Raw genomic sequence first — 21,767 nt, forward strand, 5'->3', positions numbered from 1 at the left:
ATCGATCCCGGGAGCCAGGTCGCTTGGCTGCCGCGGCCTCATGTCGTGGGACGCGTCATCCCTGAGGAGGATTTGCCGTGAGTCACCGTGCCGTTCTCCCGAGCTGACGAGTCTCCCGAGCTGACAAGGTCCGCTCCCTCGCGGATCGCCAGGTCAACCGGAGGGCAACTCCTTGATCGTCACCTACCCGTTCAGCGCGGTCGTCGGCCTCGACGACTTGAAACTGGCGCTGGTGCTCAACGCCGTATCCCCCCGGGTGGGCGGTGTGCTCGTTCGCGGAGAGAAGGGCACCGCCAAGTCGACCATCGTCCGTGCACTGGCCGCGCAACTGCCGGGAGTCGCGGTGGTCGGCGGATGCCGTTTCTCCTGCGATCCGGCCGCGCCTGATCCGCAGTGCCCGGACGGCCCGCACGAGCCGGGAAGCGCGTCGGCGCACCGCCCCGCGGCGCTGGTGGAGCTTCCGGTCGGCGCCTCAGAAGATCGGCTCGTCGGCTCGCTCGACCTGGAACGAGCGCTGACCGAAGGAGTGAAGGCCTTCGAGCCCGGCCTGCTCGCCGCCGCCCACAGGGGCGTGCTCTACGTGGACGAGGTCAACCTCCTTCACGACCATCTGGTCGACCTGCTGCTCGACGCCGCGGCGCTGGGGACCTGCTACGTCGAGCGTGAGTCCGTTTCGGTACGGCATGCGGCCAGGTTCCTGCTGGTGGGCACCATGAATCCGGAGGAGGGGGAGCTGCGGCCGCAACTTCTCGACCGGTTCGGGCTGACCGTCGAGGTGAAGGCCTCGCGCGATCCTCGGGAACGGGCAGAGGTGGTACGGCGACGCCTCTCCTACGACGCCGACCCCGAAGGATTCGCCGCGCGCTGGACCGCCGAGGAGGCGGCGCTGGCGAGCAGGATCGCCGAGGCGAGGATGCGGCTGGGAAGGGTGCGACTGCCCGACGCCCGGCTGCGGCAGATCGCCACCGTTTGCGCGGGATTCGAGGTCGACGGCCTCCGGGCCGACCTCGTCACGGCCAACGCCGCCATCGCGCACGCCGCCTGGCAGGGTCGTGACGTGGTCACGACGGAGGACGTCCGCGCCGCCGCCCGGCTGTCGCTGCCGCATCGCCGTCGCCGCGACCCCTTCGACGCGCCGGGGCTGGACGAGTCGCTCCTGGAAGAACTGCTGGCCCAGTCGGCGGAGGACGACGATCCCGACGACCCCGATGGGGGTGGGCGCTCTCCCGGCGACGACGACGGCCCCGATGGCGCTCCGGATGCGGGCGACCAGACCACGCCCGACGATCGCTCGGCGACGGCCGACCAGGCGGGCGAGACGAAGAACCCGCAGGACGGCGGGGACACTGGCGACAGGCCACGCGACGAATCGCGCGCCGACGGGGCCGAGGATGACGCGACCCGAGAGGACCAGGCGCGCAAAGCCCGAGAGGACCAGGCGTCCAACGCTCGGGACGGCGAAGCCGGCGACGACAAGGAGTCCCGGGACGCCTCACCTTCCGATCAGGACGGTGGCGTGGGGCAGATCGCCGTGGCGGGCAGGCCGTACAAGGTGCCGATCATGAAGGTGCCGGGCATCGGAGACGGTGCGTCGGGGAGACGGTCGCGGGCGCGCACACCGCACGGCCGCACCACGGGCTCCCGCGCACCCGGGGGCCGGCTGAGTTCGGTTCATCTGACGGGCACGTTGCTCGCCGCCGCGCCGTACCAGCGAGAGCGCGGCAGGACCGGGCCCGGGCTCGTGATTCGCGACGGCGACCTGCGCGAAGCCGTACGTGAGGGCAGAGAGGGCAACCTCGTGCTGTTCGTCGTCGATGCCAGTGGATCCATGGCGGCGCGCAAGCGGATGACGGCGGTCAAGACGGCGGTGCTGAGCCTGCTGCTCGACGCCTACCAGCGGCGCGACAAGGTCGGGCTCGTGACGTTCCGCGGGTCCGCCGCCCACCTGGCCCTGCCGCCGACCTCGTCGGTGGAGGCGGGCGCGGCGCGGCTCCGCTCGCTTCCTACCGGCGGGCGTACGCCGCTGGCCGAGGGACTGACACGGGCGGCCGAGGTCCTGCGGGTCGAGCGGCTGCGCGACGCCTCGCGCAGGCCGCTGCTGATTGTGGTGACCGACGGGCGCGCCACGTCCGGTGGCGACGTCGAACGGGCCGCCGGGCTGCTCAAGGGGGTGGCGAGCGTGGTCGTCGACTGCGAGACCGGTCCCGTACGGCTCGGCCTGGCGAGGCGGCTCGCGTTCCAGATGCGAGCCCAGACCGTCCCTCTCGACTCGATGGCGGACCTCGGCGCCCTGGTGCGCGAGTACCGGGGTGACAAGCGAGACAACCGCGACATCCGGCCCGGCGGCCGCGACCACCGGCCCGATAACCGCGACAACAAGCCCGGCGGCCGGCCCGACACAGGAGCCGGCGCGAGGACCGGAGGCAGGACCGCCACCGGAGCCGCCGCCAGGACCGGCGGCAGGACCGGCGGCAGGGTCAGTGATCGGACCGCCGACGGGCGTGACTACAGGAAGGCGATCTGAGATGCCGCAGGGCAAGCCGGCCAGCGTCCCCGACGACGGCCTCACCACACGGCAGCGGCGCACCCGGCCGCTGCTGATGGTCCACACCGGTCCCGGCAAGGGCAAGTCGACGGCGGCGTTCGGCATGGCCCTGCGCGCCTGGAACCAGGGGTGGCCGATCGGCGTGTTCCAGTTCGTGAAGTCGGCCAAGTGGCGTATCGGCGAGGAGCGCGCGCTCACGGTGCTGGGCGCGTCCGGCGAAGGCGGCCCGGTGACCTGGCACAAGATGGGCGAGGGCTGGTCGTGGATCCAGCGTCCCGGCAGCGAGGAGGATCACGCCGCCGACGCCCGCGAGGGCTGGGAACAGATCAAGCGTGACCTCGCCGCGGAGACCTACCGGTTCTACGTGCTCGACGAGTTCACCTATCCCCTCAAGTGGGGCTGGCTCGACCTGGACGACGTGCTGGAGACGCTCGCCGCCAGGCCGGGCAGCCAGCACGTCGTCATCACCGGCAGGGACGCCCCGGACGGGCTCATCGAGGCGGCCGACCTGGTGACCGAGATGGGCAAGGTCCGCCACCCGATGGACGCCGGCCAGAAGGGCCAGAAGGGCATCGAATGGTAGGCAGGCAGTGACTGCCAGGGCCCCTGGGGTCAGGCCGAGCCGCCGTCCTCCAGGTCTCCCTCCGTCTTGAGGTAGACCTCCTGGAGGCCGCGCAGGATCTCCGGATCCGGGTGCTCCCACATGCCGCGCTCGGCCGCCTCGAGCAGGCGCTCGGCGATCCCGTGCAGCGCCCACGGGTTCGACTTGGCCATGAACGCCTGGTTCTCCGGGTCGAGCACGTACGACTCGGTCAGCTTGTCGTACATCCAGTCGGCGATCACGCCGGTCGTGGCGTCGTAGCCGAACAGGTAGTCGACGGTCGCGGCCAGTTCGAACGCGCCCTTGTACCCGTGCCTGCGCATCGCGGCCAGCCAGTTGGGGTTGACGACCCTGGCGCGGAAGACGCGCGAGGTCTCCTCGGACAGGGTCCGCGTGCGGACCGCGTCCGGGCGGGTGCTGTCGCCGACGTAGGCGGCGGGAGCCGTACCGGTGAGGGCGCGGACCGTGGCGACCATGCCGCCGTGGTACTGGAAGTAGTCGTCGGAGTCCGCGATGTCGTGCTCGCGGGTGTCGACGTTCTTGGCGGCCACGGCGATCCGCCGGTAGGCGCTCTCCATGTCGGTCCGCGCGGGGACGCCGTCGAGGTCGCGGCCGTAGGCGAAGCCGCCCCAGACGGCGTACACCTCGGCGAGGTCGGCGTCGTCACGCCAGTTGCCGCTCTCGATGAGAGGCAGCAGCCCGGCGCCGTACGCCCCCGGGCGGGACCCGAAGATCCGCATAGTGGCTCTGCGGGAGTCGCCGTGCGCCGCCTGGTCGGCGGTGACATGAGCGCGGACGTAGTTGTCCTCGTCGGCCTCCTCGAGCGCGGCGACCATCCGCACGGCGTCGTCGAGCATCGCGACCACGTGCGGGAACGCGTCGCGGAAGAAGCCGCTGATCCGGACGGTGACGTCGATGCGGGGACGGCCGAGTTCCTCGAGCGGGATCGGTTCGAGCCGGGTCACCCGGCGCGAGGCCTCGTCCCATTCGGGGCGGACTCCGAGCAGCGCGAGCACCTCGGCGACGTCGTCTCCGGCGGTCCGCATCGCGCTGGTCCCCCAGACGGACAGGCCGACCGAGCGCGGCCAGTCGCCCGTGTCCGCGCGGTAGCGCTCGAGCAGCGACTCGGCCATCGCCTGGCCGGTCTCCCAGGCCAGCCTGCTGGGCACGGCCCGGGGGTCGACCGAGTAGAAGTTCCTGCCGGTCGGCAGCACGTTGATCAGTCCACGGAGCGGGGAGCCGCTCGGGCCCGCCGGGACGTAGCCGCCGTTCAGGGCGTGGAGGACGTGGTCGAGCTCGTCGGTGGTGCGCGCAAGCCGCGGCACCACCTCGGTGGCGGCGAACGTCAGAACCTGTTCGACGAGCTCCCGGCGGGCACCGGAAGCCCCGCTGTCGAGGGCGGGGCTGTCAGGGGCCGTGCGGTCGGGGGCGGGGCTGTCAGGGGCCGTGCGGTCGGGGGCGGTGCTGTCAGGGGCCTCGCTGCCATGGGGCGACCCGGCCGTTCCGGCGAGGACCGCCGCGGTGACGTCGCGGACAGCGGCCGGTTCCCAGCCGCGCTCCTCCATCCCCTCGACCAGGGCCCGGGCCAGCGTCTCGGCCCGGTCGACGTTCGCCAGTCCCTCGCTGCCGTCCTCGGCCAGGCCGAGCGCCTCGCGCAGGCCGGGCAGGGTCTGCCTGCCCGCCCACATCTGCCGGGCGCGCAACATCGCCAGAACCAGGTCGACGCGGACCTTCCCGACCGGCGCCTCACCGAGGACGTGGAGACCATCGCGGATCTGCGCGTCCTTGACCTCACAGAGCCAGCCGTCGACGTGCAGCAGGAAGTCGTCGAACTCGGTGTCGTGCGGACGGTCCTCCAGCCCCAGGTCGTGGTCGAGCCTCGCCGCCTGGATCAGCGTCCAGATCTGTGCCCGGATCGCCGGAAGCTTGGCCGGGTCCATCGCGGCGATCGAGGCGTGCTCGTCCAGGAGCTGTTCGAGTCGCGCGATGTCGCCGTACGTCTCCGCGCGGGCCATCGGCGGCACCATGTGGTCCACCAGCACGGCGTGCGTACGGCGTTTGGCCTGCGTGCCCTCACCGGGGTCGTTCACGAGGAACGGGTAGACCAGCGGCAGGTCGCCGAGCGCCGCGTCGGGGCCGCACGCCGCGGACATGCCGGCCGACTTGCCGGGCAGCCACTCCAGGTTGCCGTGCTTGCCGACGTGCACCATCGCGTGGGCGCCGAAGTCCGCGGCCAGCCAGCGGTACGCCGCCAGGTAGTGGTGGCTCGGCGGCAGGTCGGGGTCGTGGTAGATGGCGATCGGGTTCTCGCCGAAGCCACGCGGCGGCTGCACCATCACCACCAGGTTGCCCGCCCGCAGCGCGGCCAGCACGATCTCTCCGTCAGGGTCGCGGGACCTGTCGACGAACAGCTCGCCCGGCGGCGGCCCCCAGTGGCGCTCCATCCCCTCGCGGAGGTCGTCAGGCAGCGTGTCGTACCACTCGCGGTAGGACGCCGCCGAGATGCGCACGGGGTTGCCAGCGAGTTGCTCCTCGGTCAGCCAGTCCTGGTCCTGGCCGCCCGCGGCGATGAGGGCGTGGATCAGCGCGTCGCCGTCCTGGTCGGCCACGCCGGGCAGTCCCTCGCCCAGGTCGTAGCCCGCCTCGCCGAGCCTGGCCAGCAGTTTGACCGTGCTCGCCGGGGTGTCCAGGCCCACCGCGTTGCCGACGCGCGAGTGCTTCGTCGGATAGGCCGAGAGCATGACCACGAGCCTGCGCTCCGCCGGCGGTACGTGCCTGAGCAGGCCGTGCCGTACGGCGATGCCGGCGACGCGTGCGGCGCGCTCGGGGTCGGCGACGTAGACGGTGAGCCCGTCGGCGTCGACCTCCTTGAACGAGAACGGGACCGTGATGATCCGGCCGTCGAACTCGGGGATGGCCACCTGGGAGGCCGCGTCGAGCGGGGAGAGCCCGTCGTCGTTCTCGTCCCATGCCTGCCTGCTGGTGGTCAGGCAGAGTCCCTGCAGGATCGGCACGTCCAGGTCGGCGAGCGCGCCGACGTCCCAGGCCTCGTCGTCGCCGCCCGCCGAGGCGGTGGCCGGCCGCGATCCGCCGGCGGCGAGCACCGTGACCACCAGCGCGTCGGCGGTGCGGAGGGTCTCGAACAGGTCGGGCTCGGCCGTGCGGAGCGAGGAGCAGAAGACGGGCAGCGCCTGGCCGCCCGCGTCCTCGACGGCCTGGCAGAGCGTCTCGACGAAGCCGGTGTTGCCGGCCATGTGATGCGCGCGGTAGTAGAGCACGCCGATGACGGGACCTTCCGTACGGCGCGGCGTGCGTACCAGCGGACCCCAGGTCGGCGTGGCGGCGGGCGGCGCGAAGCCGCGGCCGGTGAGCAGGACCGTGTCCGAGAGGAAGGCGTGCAGTTCGGCGAGGTTGGCGGGCCCGCCGTGGGCCAGGTAGGCATGGGCCTCGGCGCAGGTCCCCGCGCTGACCGTGGACAGCTCCATCAACTCGGCGTCGGGCGCCTGCTCGCCGCCGAGGACGACCACCGGTCGCGGCCCGGCCAGCAGGGCGTCGATGCCCTCTTCCCAGGCCCTGCGCCCCCCGAGCAGCCGGACGACGACGAGATCGGTGCCTTCGACCAGCTCGGGCAGGTCGTCGGCGACCAGCCTGGCCGGGTTGCCGAGGCGGTAGGACGCCCCACTCGCCCGGGCGCTGAGCAGGTCGGTGTCGGACGTCGACAACAACAGGACGGTCGGCACGGAAGTCGACGGCGTGGTGCCGGACGGCACGGAGTTCGACGGCGTGGAGTTCGACGGCGTGGAGTTCGACGGCGTGGAGTTGGTCGGCATCGAGCTGGAGCTGGACGGCTCAGGGCGCACGGAGGTTCCTCCCTCGGGGTCCTCGCCCCGGTCGTGGGTGTCGCGACGGCAGGAGTCTCCTGGCTCCCAGATCGACGCTCACCCCGGCCTTCCCGTCCGAAGCCGGACCGTGGCCCGCGATGGGGGTCGCTCCCTGGTCACAGTGGCGGGACCGCGCCGGCTTCGCACCGGCTTCCTCCCTGTGCCGTCGTCTCCGATGAGACTACGGCAGCCGGATGGAATGCAATAACTGGCGTTAACATCCTGTTCGTGGCGATTGGCGACTTTTCCGGACGTGCGCACCTCGACGCATGCCCGGGTGCGCTGCAGGTCCATACCGCCGCCGACGGCGGTCTCGCCCGGGTCCGCGTGCCCGGCGGTGCCGTTTCGGCCGCCCAACTGCGCGAGCTGGCCGCCTGCGCGGCCGAGCTGGGCTCGGGCGTCATCGAGCTGACCTCGCGGGCGAACGTCCAGGTGCGCGGGCTCGACTCCGCGCCGGCCTTCGCTGAGCGCATGGCCGCCGCCGGGCTCCTGCCGTCCGAGACGCACGAACGTGTGCGCAACATCATCGCCTCACCGTTCTCCGGCCGGTCCGGCTCGACCCTGCTCGACGTGCGTCCGCTGGTCGCGGAGCTGGACCGGGCCCTGTGCGCCCGCCCTCGCCTCGCGGAGCTGTCCGGGCGCTTCCTGTTCGCTCTGGACGACGGCACCGGCGACGTCGACGAACTCGGCGCCGACGTCGCGCTCCTCGCCCGGTCGCGTAGTGCCCGGTCGCGTACGGCCCGGTCGCGTGCGGCATGGACGGTGCTGCTCGCAGGTGTGGAGGCCGGAACAGTCCCGGCGACCGGTGACGCGGCCGGTCCGGTGGCTGGTAACGCGGCCGGTCCGGTGGCTGGTGGCGCGGCCGGTTACGCGGCTGGTCCGGTCGGCGTCATGGTGGCCGCCGCGGAGGCGTTCCTGGACGAGAGGGCCGCCCAGGGCGGCACCGCGTGGCGTGTCTCCGATCTCGAGGACGGCCCCGCCCGAGTGGCCACCCGTCTGCACCTCGACTCGGCCACTGCGGACAGCTCCGCGCCCGTCCCCGTACGGACGACAGCGGGTGTGCGGAGACCGAGGCTCGTTGAGCAGACGGACGGACGCGTCGCGCTGGAGGTCGTGGTGCCGCTCGGCAGGTTGTCCGCCGCCCAGGCGCTTCTTCTCGCCGACGCGGCGGGGGGCGAGGCTCCATCGGTACGGCTGACGCCGTGGCGGACGGTCGTCGTCCCGGATCTGACCCGCGCCGAGGCGGGCCATTGGACCCCGATTCTCACCCGGGCCGGTCTGGTCGCCGACCCGTCGTCCCCCTGGGCCGGCGTGAGCGCCTGCACCGGGACGCCCGGCTGCGCCAAGTCGCTCGCCGACGTCCAGGCGGACGCGGCGCTGGAGGCGGACGAGGCCGTGCACGCACGAGGGGTGCCCGTGCACTGGGCCGGTTGCGAGCGCCGCTGCGGACGGCCACGCGGACGGGTGGTCGAGGTCGTGGCGACCGGCACGGGATACCGGGTCGAGCTCGACGGCGACCGCCGCACGTGCTCGGGCCCCGACGAGGTGGCCGCCGCCGTTGCCGCGTTCAGTACGGCCGGCTCGACCACGGCCGGCTCGACCACGGCCGGCGAAGACCCAGCCGCATCCAGTGAGGCCGTGTCGAGCGTGCCCGCAGCCAGAGGGGAAAAGTGACCGACTACGTACGCGACGGCGCCGAGATCTACCGCCGGTCGTTCGCCACGATACGCGCAGAGACCGACCTCACCGGGATGCCGCCGGATGTGGCCCAGGTGGCCGTGCGCATGGTGCACGCCTGCGGCATGACGGACCTGGTCGACGACCTCGGCTGGTCGCCGGCCGTCGTGGCGTCCGCGCGGGCGGCGCTGCGCGGCGGTGCGCCGATTCTGTGCGACGCGGCGATGGTCGCCTCCGGCGTGACGCGGCGGCGGCTCCCGGCGGACAACGACGTGGTGTGCACGCTCGGCGACCCGCGCGTTCCCGAGCTCGCCGAGCGACTCGGCACCACCCGCAGCGCCGCGGCGCTGGAGTTGTGGGGCGACCGGCTCGGCGGCGCGGTCGTCGCGATCGGCAACGCGCCGACGGCGCTGTTCCGTCTCCTGGAGCTGATCGCCGAGGGGGCGCCGCGGCCGGCCGCCGTGCTGGGCATCCCGGTGGGCTTCATCGGAGCGGCGGAGTCCAAGCAGGCGCTGGCGGACAGCGATCTGGAGTTTCTGGTGGTCCACGGCCGCAGGGGCGGCAGCGCGATGGTGGCGGCGGCGGTCAACGCCATCGCGAGCGAGCAGGAGTGAACGCGATGACAGGTCGGCTCTACGGCGTCGGGCTCGGTCCGGGAGACCCCGAATTGGTGACGGTGAAGGCGGCCCGCCTGATCGGCGAGGCCGACGTGATCGCCTACCACAGCGCCCGTCACGGGCGGAGCATCGCCCGCTCGATCGCCCTGTCGTACATGCGGGACGGCCAGGTCGAGGAGCTCCTGCAATACCCCCTGACCACCGAGACCACCGACCACCCGGGCGGCTACCAGGGCGCGCTCGACGACTTCTACGCCGTCTGCGCGCAGAGGCTGGCCGTGCACCTCGACGCGGGCAGGACCGTCGTCGTGCTGTGCGAGGGGGATCCGCTCTTCTACGGGTCGTACATGCACATGCACAAGCGGCTCGCGCACCGTTACCCGACCGAGGTGGTGCCCGGTGTCACCTCCGTCAGCGGGGCGTCGGCGGTGCTCGGCCGTCCGCTGGTGGAACGGGACGAGATCCTGACCGTTCTGCCGGGGACGCTCCCCGCCGACGTGCTGGCGGACAAGCTGCGCAACACGGACTCGGCGGCGGTGCTCAAGCTGGGCCGTACGTTCGAGAAGGTCCGTGACGCGCTCGCGGAGGCCGGGCGGCTCGACGAGGCGTGGTACGTCGAGCGGGCCACGACGAAGGGCCAGCGGGTCGCCCCGCTGAAGGACGTGGACCCCTCCGAGGTCCCCTACTTCTCGCTCGCGCTCATCCCGAGTCCGGCCGAGCGGACCTTCGTGCCCGAGCACGCCGGGCGGCAGGAACAGTCCGGGCAGGTCACCGTCATCGGGCTCGGACCCGCGGGGCGTCCGTGGCTCACCCCGGAGGCGCAGGAGGCCCTCGCGGACGCGACCGACCTCGTCGGATACGGCCCCTACGTCGACAGGGTGCCGCAGAACCCCCGGCAGCGCCGTCACCGCACCGACAACCGGGTGGAGGCCGAGCGGGCCAGGCACGCGCTGGAGATGGCGCTCGGCGGCGCGCGGGTGGCGGTGGTGTCCTCGGGCGACCCCGGGGTCTTCGCCATGGCCAGCGCGGTGCTGGAGCAGGCCGGCGAGGAGAGGTACGCCGGGGTGCCCGTGCGGATCGTGCCGGGGCTCACCGCGGCGCAGGCGGTGGCCAGCAGGGCGGGGGCGCCGCTCGGCCACGACTACTGCGTGTTGTCGCTGTCGGACATCCTCAAGCCGTGGGAGGTCGTCGCCGACCGCATCACGGCGGCGGCGAAGTCCGACATGGTGCTCGCCGTCTACAACCCGGCCTCGCGCAACCGCGCCTGGCAGGTGGGAGCCGCGCGGGACCTGCTGCTCGAGCACCGCGACCCGGGGACGCCCGTGGTCGTCGGACGTGACGTCGGCGGGCCGGAGGAGAGCATCACGATCACCACGCTGGGCGAGCTGGACCCGTCGGCCGTCGACATGCGGTGCCTGCTGCTCGTCGGATCCTCGACGACGCGGGTGGTCGAACGTGAGGGCGGCCCCGTGGTCTACACACCGCGCCGCTACCCGTCGTGACGCCGGTCCGCCGCCAGGCCGCCGAGCCATTCGACGACCGCGTCGGGCGTGGTCACGAGCCGTACGCCGCCGGGCGGCGCCGGCCGGTCCACCATGACCACGGGCAGACCGAGCTCCCTGGCGGCGACGAGCTTCGCGGTGGTCATCGAGCCTCCGCTGTCCTTGGTCACCAGCACGTCGAGCCGGTGGTCCTCGATGAGGGCGCGCTCGCCCTCCACGGTGTACGGGCCGCGGGCGAGCAGGATCCGCACATTGCCGGGGATCGGGGGTTCCGGCGGGTCCACGGAACGCGCGAGGAACCACAGGCCGTCGAGCGCCGCGAAGACAGGCAGGCTCCTGCGTCCCGTCGTGAGGAACACCCTCCGGCCGAGCGAGGGCAGCAGGTCCGCCGCCGCGTTCAGGGAGGCGACGCGATGCCAGGAGTCGCCGGGCTCCTCCGTCCAGCCTGGGCGGCGCAACACGAGCAGGGGAACGCCGGTGCGCCGCGCCACCTCGGCCGCCGACGCGCTCATCCGCGCGGCGAACGGGTGGGTCGCGTCGACGAGGGCGTCGATCGCGTTGCCGTGGATCCAGGCCGCGAGGCCGTCGGGCCCGCCGAAGCCGCCCTCGTGCACCTCGCCGACCGGCAGGCGCGGATTGCTCACCCGACCGGCGAGCGACGACACCACGTGGACGTCCGGCCGGGGGTCGAGCACGGCGGCCAGCGCCCGCGCCTCTGCGGTCCCGCCCAGGATCAGCACCCGCATGCCGTGTCCCCTTCCGTCCTGCCGACCATGCGATCCGTCCGATGAGCGCCCCGCTGCGTCACGGCTGGACCACCGGCGCCTGCGCGACCGCCGCCACCACCGCGGCCTATACGGCGCTGCTCACCGGCGAGTTCCCCGACCCGGTGACGATCACGCTGCCCAAGGACCGCACGCCCGCCTTCGCGCTCGCGCGCGAGACGCTCGGCGACGGCTTCGCCACGGCCTCGATCGTGAAGGACGCGGGCGACGACCCCGACGTGACGCACGGCGCGCTGATCTCGTCGTCCGTACGGCCCGGCCCTCCGGGAAGCGGCGTCACCTTCGTCGCCGGACCGGGCGTCGGCACGGTCACCAAGCCCGGCCTGCCGCTCGACGTGGGCGAGCCGGCCATCAACCCGGTGCCGCGCCGCATGATGCGTGAGCACGTCGCAGAGGTCGCGGCGGCGCACGGCGGCGGCGGCGACCTCGTGGTCGAGATCTCGGTGGAGAACGGCGAGGAGCTGGCCCGCCACACGTGGAACCCGAGGCTCGGCATCCTCGGCGGGCTGTCGATCCTCGGGACGACCGGAGTGGTCGTGCCCTACTCGTGCTCGGCCTGGATCGACTCCATCAGACGCGGGGTCGACGTCGCCAGGGCCGCCGGGCACGTCCACGTGGCCGGATGCACCGGCAGCACCTCGGAGCGCGTCGCGGCCGGGCTGTACGGCCTGCCGGACGACGCGCTGCTCGACATGGGCGACTTCGCGGGAGCACTGCTGAAGTACCTGCGCCGCCACCCCGTGCCGCGGCTCACGATCGCGGGCGGCGTCGGCAAGCTCTCCAAACTGGCCGACGGCCACCTCGACCTGCACTCGGGCCGCTCCCAGGTCAACCCCGACCTGCTCGCGAGGCTCGTGCTCGACGCGGGAGGCGCGGCCGGGCTCGTGGAGAGCGTCCGCGAGGCCAACACCGCGCTGCACGCGCTGCGGCTGTGCCAGGAGGCCGGGCTGCCGCTGGGCGACCTGGTCGCCGAGGGGGCACGGGCCACGGCGGTCGAGGTGCTGCGGGAGGCTCCGGTCGAGGTCGACATCGTGGTCATCGACCGGGCCGGCGTGATCGTGGGACGGGCGGGCGGCCGCTCCTGACGCTACCGTCACGACCGGCGGCGGCCGGGCGAGTAGAGGTGGCTGTCGGGGAACTCCGACGCCGCCAGCACCCGCCCCACCACGATGACCGCCGTGCGCCTGATCCCTGCCTGCCGTACCTGGTCGGTGATGTCCGCGAGCGTGCCCCGGAGGATCACCTCGTCGTCGCGGCTCGCCCGGGCCACGACGGCGACGGGACAGCCCGCGCCGTACGAGGGCAGGAGCTCCGCGACGACCTCCTCGACGCGCTGGACGGCCAGGTGCAGCACCATGGTCGCGGTGCTCGCCGACAACGTCCCGAGGTCCTCGCCCTCCGGCATCGGCGTCGCCCGCGCGGACGTTCGCGTGAGGATGACCGTCTGGCCAACGCCGGGGACGGTGAGCTCGCGGCCCAGCGAGGCGGCCGCCGCGGCGAAGGCGGGCACTCCAGGCACCACGTCGTAGGGGATGTCCAGCAGGTCGAGCCGGCGCATCTGCTCGGCCACGGCGCTGAACACCGAAGGGTCGCCCGAGTGCAGGCGCGCCACGTCCAGCCCCGCCTCGTGCGCGGCGGTCATCTCGGCGATGATCTCGTCGAGCGTCAGGTCGGCCGTGTCGACGAGCCGGGCGTCCCCGGGGCAGGAGTCGAGCAGCTCACGGGGGACCAGCGACCCCGCGTAGAGGCAGACGGGCGACGACTCCAGCACGCGCAGCCCGCGTAACGTGATGAGGTCGGCCGCTCCCGGGCCCGCGCCGACGAAGTGCACCGTCATGGGGAATCTCCTTCGACCAGGGATTCGGGCACGGATTTGACCGCGGACCAGACGGTCACCGGCATCATCGCCCGCCATCCGGTGAAGCCGCCGACCGGAGAGGCCCGCTGCACCGAGAGGCGCACCAGGTCGCCGCCGAGCCTGCCGTACCACTGCCCGACGACGGCCTCGGACTCCAGGGTGACCGCGTTCGCGACGAGCCGACCGCCGGGCCGTAGCGCCGCCCAGCACGCCTCGACGACTCCGGGCACGGTGACGCCGCCGCCGACGAACACCGCGTCGGGCGAGGGCAGGCCCGCCAGCGCAGCCGGGGCATACCCGTCCACCACGCGCAGCCCGGGCACGCCCAGCGTCTCCGCGTTGCGGCGGATCCGTTCGCCGCGGTCGGGCCTGCCCTCGACGGCGACAGCCGTACAGGACGGGTGGGTCCGCATCCATTCGATCGCGATGCTTCCCGCGCCCGCGCCGACGTCCCACAACAGTTCGCCGGGAAGGGGAGCGAGCCTGGAGAGGCTGACCGCCCGCACCTCGCGCTTGGTGAGCTGCCCGTCGTGCTCGTACGCCTCGTCGGGCAGGCCGGGAACCAGGGCTGACGGCCGGGTGCCCGGGTCGGCCGCGCATTCGACACCGATCACGTTGAGCGCCGGGGAGTCGGAGTGCGGCCACCGGGACGCGACGCCGTCCTGCCGCGACTCGGCCGCCGAGCCCAGATCGGCCAGGACCGTCATGCCGCTCGCGCCGTAGCCTCGCGCGGTCAGGAGCGCGGCCACCTGTGCGGGGCCGTCGCCGTCCGCGCTGAGCACGAGGACGCGCCGCCCGGGCGAGACGGCCGCGCTCACGGCGGCGAGCGGTCGGCCGACGAGGCTCACGACCTCGACCTGCTCGACGGGCCAGCCCAGCCTCGCGCAGGCCAGGGAGAGCGACGACAGGTGGGGCAGCACGCGCAGCCGCTCGGGACCGAGCAGGCGCACCAGCGTCGAGCCGATGCCGAAGAACATCGGGTCACCGCTCGCGAGGACGCAGACGGCCCTGGCGGCGTGCGCCTCCATCAGCCTCGGCAGGGCGGGCAGGAGGGGGGACGGCCAGATGATCCGCTCGGCGGTGACGCCGGGCACCTCAGGGATCAGATCGAGCTGCCTGGAGCCGCCGACCAGCACCTCGGCCGCCTGGACGGCCGCACGCGAAGAGGGGGAAAGACCGGCCCACCCGTCGGCGCCGATCCCGACGACCGTGATCACACGTTTCCCAGCACTCGGGTCACCCGGATCTCCAGCACGACTCGGGCCGGGTTGGGCCGCGGCTGTTTGTACCGCTCGGCATAGCGGCGCTCGGCGTCGGCGACCTGCTCGGGCTCGGCACGGAGGACGGCCATGCCTTCGAGGGTCGACCACCGGCGTCCGTCGACCTGGCAGACCGCGACCGGTGTGCCCTCGGGACCGGCGGCGGCGACGCGGCGCGCCTTGTGCGAGGCGCCCGAGGTGATGACGCGGGCCGTCGCCGATTCCAGGTCGAGGGTCACGCCGACCGGCACCACGTGGGGCGTGCCGTCACGCCGGACGGTGGTGAGCGTGCACAGGTGCCGCTCCCGCCAGAACCCGGCGAACTCCGCACCACGCTCGACCAGATTCACGCCGTACCCTTTCGTCCCGTTTCGGCCATCGTAGTGGCCGGGATCCGCCGGCCCCGTCAGGGCCGGTGGCCGAGACCGGCCTGGCGGGCGCGCACGATCGCCTCGGCGCGGTCGGCGACCTGGAGTTTGGCGAAGATCGCGGAGATGTGGTTGCTGACCGTCTTGGGGCTGATGACGAGACGCCGGGCGATGACCGCGTTGGAGTGTCCGGCGGCGATGAGGTCGAGGACCTCGCGCTCCCTGCCGGTCAGCTCGGGGAACGGCTCCGCGGGAGTCGCGTTCCGGCCGCCGCCGGCGAAGAAGTCGATGATCCGGCGGGCCACCGTCGGCCCGAAGACGGCCTGACCTGCCGCGACGGAGCGGATGGACCGGACGATCTCCTCCTGCTCCGCGCCCTTGACGAGATAGCCCGACGCGCCCGCGCGCATCGCGGCGAAGACCGACTCGTCGTCTTCGAACATCGTCAGGACGAGCACCCGGGTGGCGGGCGCGACGCGCAGGATCGACCGGGTCGCCTCGACGCCGCTGACCCCGGGCATGTGCAGATCCATCACGACGACGTCGGGACGGGTGAGCTGGACCTCCCGGCAGGCGGCCTCGCCGTCTCCCGCCTCGCCGACGACCTCGATGTCGGGCAGGGAGGCGACAAGGGCGCGCATGCCCTCGCGCATCATCGGATGGTCGTCGACCACGACCACACGGATGGCGGCCCCGGTGCTCAGGTCGGTGCTCATCTCGGCTCCAGGGGCAGGAGGGCGTGGACGCGGCCGCCGCGGTCGGTCGGCCCCGCGCTGAGGGAGCCGCCGAGTTCGGCGGCGCGTTCGTGCATGGAACGGAGGCCGACTCCATGCTGCCACGCGGTCACGCCGCCGGCGCCGTCGTCGCGGACCTCCAGATGCAGGGAGTGGTCGGCCCGCAGCGTGATGACGCACGAGCCGGCGCTGCCGTGCCGCAGGGCGTTGGTGACCGCCTCCGTGGCGATGCGGTAGGCGGCGACCTCCACGGCCGCGGGCAGCGACGGCAGGTCGGCGGGGGAGTCGAGGGTGACGACGAAGCGGCCGTCGTCGCGGCGCCAGGCCTGCTCCGCCCGTTGCCGCAGGGCGCCGAGCAGGCCGAGTTCGTCGAGGTCCGGCGGCCGCAGGTCGTAGACGAGACGCCGGATGTCGGCGATGGCGCCGGTCAGGTCGGCCCGCAGGTCGAGCAGCAACTGCCCGGACCGCGCCGGATCGACGGTCTGGAGGTTGTGGGCCGCGTCCGCCTTCAGCGTGACGGCGGTCAGCGCGCTGCCGAGGCCGTCGTGCAGGTCACGGCGCAGCCGACGGCGCTCCTCCTCCCTGGCGGCGACGATGCGGGCACGCGACTCGCGCAACTGCTCGGACAGCAGGACCGCCTGGAGCGCGACTCCGACGGGCGCGGCGAGCAGATCGAGCGCGCGGCTGTCGGCCGCGGACAGCCGTGATTCGCCGGAGCGCAGTCCCACCAGCAGGTCGGCGGGCGTGCCGTCCGCCACCTCCAGAGGCACGGTGTGCCGCCCCTCGGGTGCGGTGCCGAACGTGGCGACGAGCCTGCCGTCGGCGCTGACCGCGGCGTACGGCAGGCGCAACGCCTCGCAGACCGCCCGGAGCACACCCTCCAGTCCGGCGCCGAGCCGCACGCCCACGCTGGCCGCCGCCGCGGCCGGGTCGTGGCGCCGGCCGTACATGAGCCGGTCCACGCCGGACTGGACGGCGGCGCGGGCGGGCGCGAAGACCAGCGCGACCACACCGGTCGCCACCAGCGGGCTGGCCTCGAGCCGGTCGCGGGCCAGAGCGCCGAGCACTGCGACGATGCCCAGGTAGGCGCCGATCACGCCCACCGTGAGCACGCCGTAGACGATGGACCGGTTGACCACCAGCCGGATGTCGTACAGCCGGTGCCGGATGATCGCGATCGTCGCGGCGGCCGGGATCAGCGGCAGGGTCAGCAGGAACAGGATCGGCCCGTCGGTAGTCACGAGGCGCTGGACGTTGAGGACGACGAAGACCGCGACCGCCCAGAGCAGCCACATGAGCTGGAGCCGCTGGTCGCCGATCGAGCGCCTGACCCGCAACCACAACGCGGCGACGCTGGCCAGCAGCACGAGCCCCACGAGGACGACGGCCACCGGGACGATCGCCCCCACGACGCGTCCGGCCGCCTCCGGCAGCAACGGGCTGCGGTCGGCGATGGGCTCCTTGTCGATGGCCCCCGGCTGCAGTGTCAGAGCCGGCGTGAGCACGACCAGAGCCAGGGTGACCGCGGCCAGCGGGCGCCACCGCGGCGACAGCGCCGTCCCGTCGGGGAACAGCTGCAGGATCAGCGGCAGGCAGACCGCGGGGGCCGGGATCCACACGGTGATGCCGATCACGTCGATCAGCCGTTCCCACCCCGGCGTCAGTGCGATCACGCCCGACTGCAGGCCCAGGCAGACCACGCTCGCCGCGTAGAAGGCGCCGAATGCGACGAACAACGATCCGATGCGGTGCCGCGGCCGGTGGGTCAGCACGAGCGCGCCGAACGCGGTGAACGTCACGGCCATCGCCGAGTTCGTCAGCAGGTACGTCTCGGCCGCGTCGCGCAGGTCGTAGCCGCCGGCGAGCCACGACGCCCACGCGGCCGCGATCGCCACGGCCGTGACGGTGAACGTGGCGATCGGAGCGGCTCGGGAGGCTGACATGCGACCCATCATCGGGTCCGGCGACCCCTGGAGCCATAGGGGCGGACTCCTATCCCGCCGCAGGAGGCCTGGGAACGGATGGGAGGGCGCGCCCAGGAACGCGGGGGCTCCGGCGGCCCACTCTCGGCGGGAGGAGACATCACAGGCATCGGAGGATCCATGGAAAACGAGTCCCGTACCGAGACGGCGAGCCGCGCGGCGGCTACGGCGGCCGGCAGGCCACTGCGAGACGTCCGCGCGTTCTGGCGGATCCTGCTCGCGGTGATCACTCCGCTGCCGCTGTTCGCCCAGGCGGTCTACCAGCTGCTGATGCCTGGCCCCGCCGGCGGCGACTTCGCGAGCACGCTGGACATGGTCGGCTCCGCCCAGGGCACGGTGGGCGCGCTGCAGTGGGTGGGAGCCGTCTTCACCGTCACGCTCATCCCGGCCACGTGCACGGTGGCGTGGGTCGCCCGCCGCGGCGCCCCCCGGCTCGCGACGGCGGGCGCCCTGCTGTCGATCCTGGGGTTCCTCGCCTCGGCTCTGCTGCCCAACGACCACCTCATCGCGCTGGTCACGCTGCAGGGTGGCATCGACCAGGGCGCGGCGACCGCGCTCGACCAGGGGCTGTGGGCGAACCCGGTCGTCTCCGCCGCCTCGGGGTTGTGGATCCTCGGGCTCACCGTGGGCCTGGCGCTGGTGGGGGCCGCGCTCTGGCGCAGCCGGGTCGCGCCCGCCTGGGCGGGCGTCGCGCTCATGATCGCCGGCCCCACCCACCCGTTCATCCCGGGTCAGGTCGGCAGCGCCGCGGGACTGGTGGTGGGTGCGATCGGCATGGCCGGGGCGGGCGTCGCCCTTCTGCGGATGCGCGACGACGAGTTCGACCTGCCGCCCGGACGGCGGTCGTCCTGACCCGAGGAGTGAGCCTGACTCAAGAGGTGAGCGCTGACGCGCGGCGGGTCGGCGGCCCGCCGCGCGTCAGCGTCCGTCCGGGAGGCGGGTGTCGGAGAGGCGGGTGTCGGAAAGGCGCAGCAGGGTGAGGTAGCGCTTGACGATCCGCCCGCCGTACCGGCCGTCGATGAGGGCGGCGATGCAGCCGAGCAACCCGGCTCTGGCGTCGGCGGGCAGCGCCCGGTGGTTGGAGTAGGTGGACAACACGTCGAGGTATTCGGCCGTGGTGTAGCCCCGTTCCCATTCGAAGCGGCGGAACCGTGAGACGCCGAACCTGCCTGAGGCGTCGATCTCGGCGCTGTCGGACGGCAACGCGACGGCCGGCTGCAGCGTCAGGCCCGGCGGCGTGTCCGGGTCGAACCTCTCGTAGCACCGCTGGACCTCGGCGAAGAAGGGTTCCGTCCCGCCGCTGATGTGGTGCGTCGAGATGACGGCGAGGGTGCCGCCGGGGCGCAGCGCGTCCGCGGCCTTGGCGACGCGGACGGCCGGGTCTATCCAGTGGAAGCTCGTCGCCGCGAGGACGACGTCGAACGGCTCGGGCGGCAACGGCCACTCCTCGAACGCCGCGTTGACGATCTCGACGTCGGGGAAGCCGGCGAGCTTGCGGCGGGCGAGCCGGGCCAACTCCTCGCCCAGCTCGATCGCGACGATCCGGCATCCGCGCTCGGCGAGCGGGATGGTCGCCTGCCCGGTGCCGCAGCCGATCTCCAGCACGCGGCTTCCCCGGGGGATCTCGTCGAAGAGCCCGGCGGGATATCCGGGCCGCGCCCGGTCGTACAGCTCGGCGTCCTCGGTGAACGTACGGCGGAGCCTTTCCCGGTCTGCGGCCATGTTTCGAAGCGTACGCGCGGGCCCCGAAGCGCACGCGCGGGCCGGGCGGGAGCCTTGTCAGGCGATTACTCGTAAACGTATACTCGCCTACGAGTAATCGGCTGCGAATATCGGAGCGTCCATTGGCCAAGCGTCGAAAGGTCGGCAACCTACTGGCGCTCGCCGTGCTCTCCGCTGTCATGGAACGGCCGATGCACCCCTACGAGATGGCCTCTGTGCTCCGCGAGCGGGGCAAGGAGCGCGACATGAACATCAAGTGGGGCTCCTTCTACACCGTCGTGCGGAACATGGAGAAGCACGGCCTGCTGGAGGCGACGGAGAGTGTCCGGCAGGGGGGCCGCCCCGAGCGCACCGTCTACCGGATCACCGACGCCGGTCGCGCCGAGCTCGTCGACTGGGTGCGTGAGCTGGTCTCCACGCCCGAGCGTGAGTTCTTCAGGTTCGAAGCCGGGCTCTCGGTGCTCGTGGTGCTGCCTCCCGACGAGGTGACCGCGCTGCTCGGGCAGCGCCTGAGCCTGTTGGAGGCGGAGATCGCCGATACGCGGGAGTCCCTCGGGCGGGTCGCCGGTCAGATTCCCCGGGTGCTCCTCCTCGAGACGGAGTACGACCTGGCCATGCGTGAGGCGGAGGCGGCCTGGGTCCGCTCGCTGCTCGGCGAGCTGACCTCGGGTTCGCTGCCTGAGCTCGAGCTCTGGCGGCGGTTCCACGAGACGGGGCAGGTCCCCCAGGAGGTGCTCGACATCGCGGAGAGGAGCCGTACGAAGGACGCGCCATGAAGAAGGGGACCCCGGACGAGGTGCTGCAACACCCCGCCGGGGTCCCCGGCCTCGAACCGAACCCGCGGAAGGGAACCAGCACGAGGTGGCGACCGCAAGAATAGCCGGGGCTCTCCTCCATGGGCCGGTTCGGACGATCAAGATCCGAAACCGGAGGAATCCATGCAGAACCCAACCCGAGGAGAGGGCATGTCCAAGGTACGGACAGCGCTGGTGATCGGTGGCGGGGTGGCCGGACCGGTCGCGGCGCTGGCATTACGCAAGGCCGGTATCGACGCGAAGGTGTACGAGGCCTACCCGAGCACGGCCGACGGCATCGGCGGCTCGCTCGCGATCGCCCCGAACGGCCTGGCCGCGCTGGAAATCGTCGGCGCCAGGAAGGCCGTCGAAAACTACGGGACACCGACCCCGAAGTCCGTGATGTCCTTTGGTCGCAGGGAGGTCGAGCTGCCCCAGCCGTCCGGCCTGCCGCCCATGCGGCTGATCCAGCGCGGCGACCTGCACAGGGCGCTGTACGACGTCGCGGTCGCCGGCGGTGTCCAGATCGAGCACGGCAAGCGGCTGGTGGCGTTCGACGACGACGACCCAGCCGGGGTGACCGCCCGGTTCGCCGACGGCAGCGTCGCGACCGCCGACGTGCTGATCGGTGCCGACGGCGTGCACTCGACCGTGCGTCGACTGATCGACCCGGCCGCGCCCAACGCCGGCTACACGGGCATGCTGGGCCTCGAGTCGATCATCGACTGGGCCGTGCCCACCGAGACCGGCACGATGCGCTTCACGTTCGGCAAGCGGGCGTACTACCTGTACTCGCGGCGGCCTGACGGGCGCACGCAGTTCGGCGTCAACCTGCCGCAGGAACGGCCGATGAGCCTGACCGAGGCGCGGGCCGTGCCGGCCGAGGAGTGGTTGCGGCGGCTGCGCGATGTGTACGGCGACGACGACCCGGGCGGCGACCTGGTCCGGCATATCGACCCGGCGAAACTGATCGTGACCGGCTCGACGCACATCATGCCGGCCGTGCCGCACTGGCACCGCGGGCGTGCCGGGCTGGTCGGCGACGCGGTGCACGCGCCGTCGAACAGCTCGGGGCAGGGCGCGTCGCTGGCCATCGAGAGCGCGATCGAGCTGGCCCGCTGCCTACGGGACCTGCCGGACGCGCGGTCGGCGTTCACCGCGTACGAGCGGTTGCGCCGGTCGAGGGTGGAAGGCATCGCCCGCAAGGCGGCGAAGGTCAACCACGTGAAGGCGCCTGGTCCGTTCGCGCGGGCCGTGACGCCGACGCTGATGCGGTTGCTGCTGAGGACGGCGCTGCGGCCGGAGAAGACCTTGGGCCCGATCCAGCGGTACCGCATCGACTGGGCGGCGAAGGTGACGGCCGACGCGTCTTCGAGATCGTCACCCCGGCGACGAGCCGGAAGCGCTTCAACGTGACGATTTGCGACTTCGGCAGAGTCCGG

At 72.9% G+C, this 21,767-nt stretch carries 17 protein-coding genes and 1 riboswitch; of the genes, 9 read left to right on the forward strand and 8 right to left on the reverse strand.

What is annotated here, in order from left to right:
- Nucleotides 1-172 precede the first annotated feature (172 nt).
- Both Pka01_RS21960 and cobO read left to right on the forward strand, forming a co-directional pair.
- A complete protein-coding gene (locus tag Pka01_RS21960) occupies nt 173-2,524 on the forward strand; it encodes a VWA domain-containing protein (protein ID WP_203884710.1) in 2,352 nt (783 codons plus the stop codon).
- Between the two features lies 1 nt (nt 2,525).
- On the forward strand, nt 2,526-3,128 hold the full coding sequence (gene cobO / locus Pka01_RS21965; RefSeq protein WP_203884711.1) for a cob(I)yrinic acid a,c-diamide adenosyltransferase: 603 nt from the start codon (nt 2,526-2,528) through the stop codon (nt 3,126-3,128).
- Between the two features lie 29 nt (nt 3,129-3,157).
- Here cobO and cobN read toward each other — a convergent pair whose 3' ends face one another.
- Nucleotides 3,158-6,886, reverse strand: a complete 3,729-nt coding sequence (cobN, locus tag Pka01_RS21970; RefSeq protein ID WP_239115200.1) for a cobaltochelatase subunit CobN — start codon at nt 6,884-6,886, stop codon at nt 3,158-3,160.
- A 153-nt stretch (nt 6,887-7,039) separates the two neighbouring features.
- Nucleotides 7,040-7,234, reverse strand: a riboswitch (cobalamin riboswitch).
- 21 nt (nt 7,235-7,255) lie between these two features.
- On the opposite strand from cobN, the gene cobG reads away from it, so the two are divergent.
- From cobG to Pka01_RS21985, 3 genes are read left to right on the forward strand one after another with little or no spacing between them, the layout of a single operon-like run.
- Nucleotides 7,256-8,701 (forward strand): precorrin-3B synthase, encoded by a 1,446-nt coding sequence (gene cobG, locus Pka01_RS21975; protein WP_203884712.1) that lies wholly within the window; start codon nt 7,256-7,258, stop codon nt 8,699-8,701.
- Nucleotides 8,698-9,318 (forward strand): precorrin-8X methylmutase, encoded by a 621-nt coding sequence (locus Pka01_RS21980; RefSeq protein WP_203884713.1) that lies wholly within the window; start codon nt 8,698-8,700, stop codon nt 9,316-9,318. The genes cobG and Pka01_RS21980 overlap by 4 nt, the downstream gene beginning before the upstream one ends.
- 5 nt (nt 9,319-9,323) lie before the next feature.
- Nucleotides 9,324-10,823 (forward strand): precorrin-2 C(20)-methyltransferase, encoded by a 1,500-nt coding sequence (locus tag Pka01_RS21985; protein ID WP_203884714.1) that lies wholly within the window; start codon nt 9,324-9,326, stop codon nt 10,821-10,823.
- Here Pka01_RS21985 and Pka01_RS21990 read toward each other — a convergent pair.
- Complete coding sequence (locus Pka01_RS21990; protein WP_203884715.1) at nt 10,811-11,569, reverse strand: cobalt-precorrin-6A reductase; 759 nt, start codon at nt 11,567-11,569, stop codon at nt 10,811-10,813. The two genes, Pka01_RS21985 and Pka01_RS21990, sit on opposite strands and share 13 nt — an antisense overlap.
- A gap of 41 nt (nt 11,570-11,610) precedes the next feature.
- Here Pka01_RS21990 and Pka01_RS21995 point away from each other — a divergent pair, with 41 nt between their 5' ends.
- Nucleotides 11,611-12,693 (forward strand): cobalt-precorrin-5B (C(1))-methyltransferase, encoded by a 1,083-nt coding sequence (locus Pka01_RS21995; protein WP_203884716.1) that lies wholly within the window; start codon nt 11,611-11,613, stop codon nt 12,691-12,693.
- 8 nt (nt 12,694-12,701) lie between these two features.
- On the opposite strand, the gene cobM is transcribed toward Pka01_RS21995, so the two are convergent.
- The 5 genes from cobM to Pka01_RS22020 are packed head-to-tail and all read right to left on the reverse strand — an operon-like array spanning nt 12,702 to nt 17,770.
- Entirely contained in the window at nt 12,702-13,445 is a 744-nt protein-coding gene (gene cobM / locus Pka01_RS22000; protein WP_203884717.1) for a precorrin-4 C(11)-methyltransferase, read from the reverse strand.
- Nucleotides 13,442-14,683, reverse strand: coding sequence for a precorrin-6y C5,15-methyltransferase (decarboxylating) subunit CbiE (gene cbiE, locus Pka01_RS22005; RefSeq protein WP_203884718.1), 1,242 nt, complete (start codon nt 14,681-14,683; stop codon nt 13,442-13,444). The genes cobM and cbiE overlap by 4 nt, the downstream gene beginning before the upstream one ends.
- A complete protein-coding gene (locus Pka01_RS22010; protein WP_203884719.1) occupies nt 14,680-15,075 on the reverse strand; it encodes a pyridoxamine 5'-phosphate oxidase family protein in 396 nt (131 codons plus the stop codon). The genes cbiE and Pka01_RS22010 overlap by 4 nt, the downstream gene beginning before the upstream one ends.
- 56 nt (nt 15,076-15,131) lie before the next feature.
- Complete coding sequence (locus tag Pka01_RS22015) at nt 15,132-15,809, reverse strand: response regulator (RefSeq protein WP_203884720.1); 678 nt, start codon at nt 15,807-15,809, stop codon at nt 15,132-15,134.
- Complete coding sequence (locus tag Pka01_RS22020) at nt 15,806-17,770, reverse strand: sensor histidine kinase (protein ID WP_203884721.1); 1,965 nt, start codon at nt 17,768-17,770, stop codon at nt 15,806-15,808. The genes Pka01_RS22015 and Pka01_RS22020 overlap by 4 nt, the downstream gene beginning before the upstream one ends.
- A 159-nt stretch (nt 17,771-17,929) precedes the next feature.
- On the opposite strand from Pka01_RS22020, the gene Pka01_RS22025 reads away from it, so the two are divergent.
- Entirely contained in the window at nt 17,930-18,661 is a 732-nt protein-coding gene (locus Pka01_RS22025) for a hypothetical protein (RefSeq protein WP_203884722.1), read from the forward strand.
- A 66-nt stretch (nt 18,662-18,727) separates the two neighbouring features.
- On the opposite strand, the gene Pka01_RS22030 is transcribed toward Pka01_RS22025, so the two are convergent.
- Nucleotides 18,728-19,531, reverse strand: coding sequence for a class I SAM-dependent methyltransferase (locus Pka01_RS22030; RefSeq protein WP_203884723.1), 804 nt, complete (start codon nt 19,529-19,531; stop codon nt 18,728-18,730).
- 122 nt (nt 19,532-19,653) lie between these two features.
- On the opposite strand from Pka01_RS22030, the gene Pka01_RS22035 reads away from it, so the two are divergent.
- Both Pka01_RS22035 and Pka01_RS22040 read left to right on the forward strand, forming a co-directional pair.
- Nucleotides 19,654-20,307, forward strand: a complete 654-nt coding sequence (locus Pka01_RS22035) for a PadR family transcriptional regulator (protein ID WP_203884724.1) — start codon at nt 19,654-19,656, stop codon at nt 20,305-20,307.
- A 189-nt stretch (nt 20,308-20,496) separates the two neighbouring features.
- Nucleotides 20,497-21,741 carry an FAD-dependent monooxygenase gene (locus tag Pka01_RS22040; RefSeq protein WP_203884725.1) on the forward strand — a complete coding sequence of 415 codons (1,245 nt, stop codon included), beginning with the start codon at nt 20,497-20,499 and terminating at the stop codon, nt 21,739-21,741.
- Nucleotides 21,742-21,767: the final 26 nt, after the last annotated feature.

The sequence above is a fragment of the Planotetraspora kaengkrachanensis genome (genome assembly GCF_016862895.1).
Taxonomy (GTDB): Bacteria; Actinomycetota; Actinomycetes; order Streptosporangiales; family Streptosporangiaceae; genus Planotetraspora; species Planotetraspora kaengkrachanensis.

Bases quoted from the DNA above. Each gene is read 5' to 3' on its own strand.
- Pka01_RS21985 (WP_203884714.1), top strand. From the start codon at position 9,324: ATGACAGGTCGGCTCTACGGCGTCGGGCTCGGTCCGGGAGACCCCGAA.
- Pka01_RS22015 (WP_203884720.1), bottom strand. From the start codon at position 15,809: ATGAGCACCGACCTGAGCACCGGGGCCGCCATCCGTGTGGTCGTGGTC.
- Pka01_RS22030 (WP_203884723.1), bottom strand. From the start codon at position 19,531: ATGGCCGCAGACCGGGAAAGGCTCCGCCGTACGTTCACCGAGGACGCC.
- Pka01_RS22040 (WP_203884725.1), top strand. From the start codon at position 20,497: ATGTCCAAGGTACGGACAGCGCTGGTGATCGGTGGCGGGGTGGCCGGA.
- Pka01_RS21995 (WP_203884716.1), top strand. From the start codon at position 11,611: ATGAGCGCCCCGCTGCGTCACGGCTGGACCACCGGCGCCTGCGCGACC.
- Pka01_RS21990 (WP_203884715.1), bottom strand. From the start codon at position 11,569: ATGCGGGTGCTGATCCTGGGCGGGACCGCAGAGGCGCGGGCGCTGGCC.
- Pka01_RS22020 (WP_203884721.1), bottom strand. From the start codon at position 17,770: ATGTCAGCCTCCCGAGCCGCTCCGATCGCCACGTTCACCGTCACGGCC.
- Pka01_RS22025 (WP_203884722.1), top strand. From the start codon at position 17,930: ATGGAAAACGAGTCCCGTACCGAGACGGCGAGCCGCGCGGCGGCTACG.
- cobO (WP_203884711.1), top strand. From the start codon at position 2,526: ATGCCGCAGGGCAAGCCGGCCAGCGTCCCCGACGACGGCCTCACCACA.
- cobM (WP_203884717.1), bottom strand. From the start codon at position 13,445: ATGACGGTGCACTTCGTCGGCGCGGGCCCGGGAGCGGCCGACCTCATC.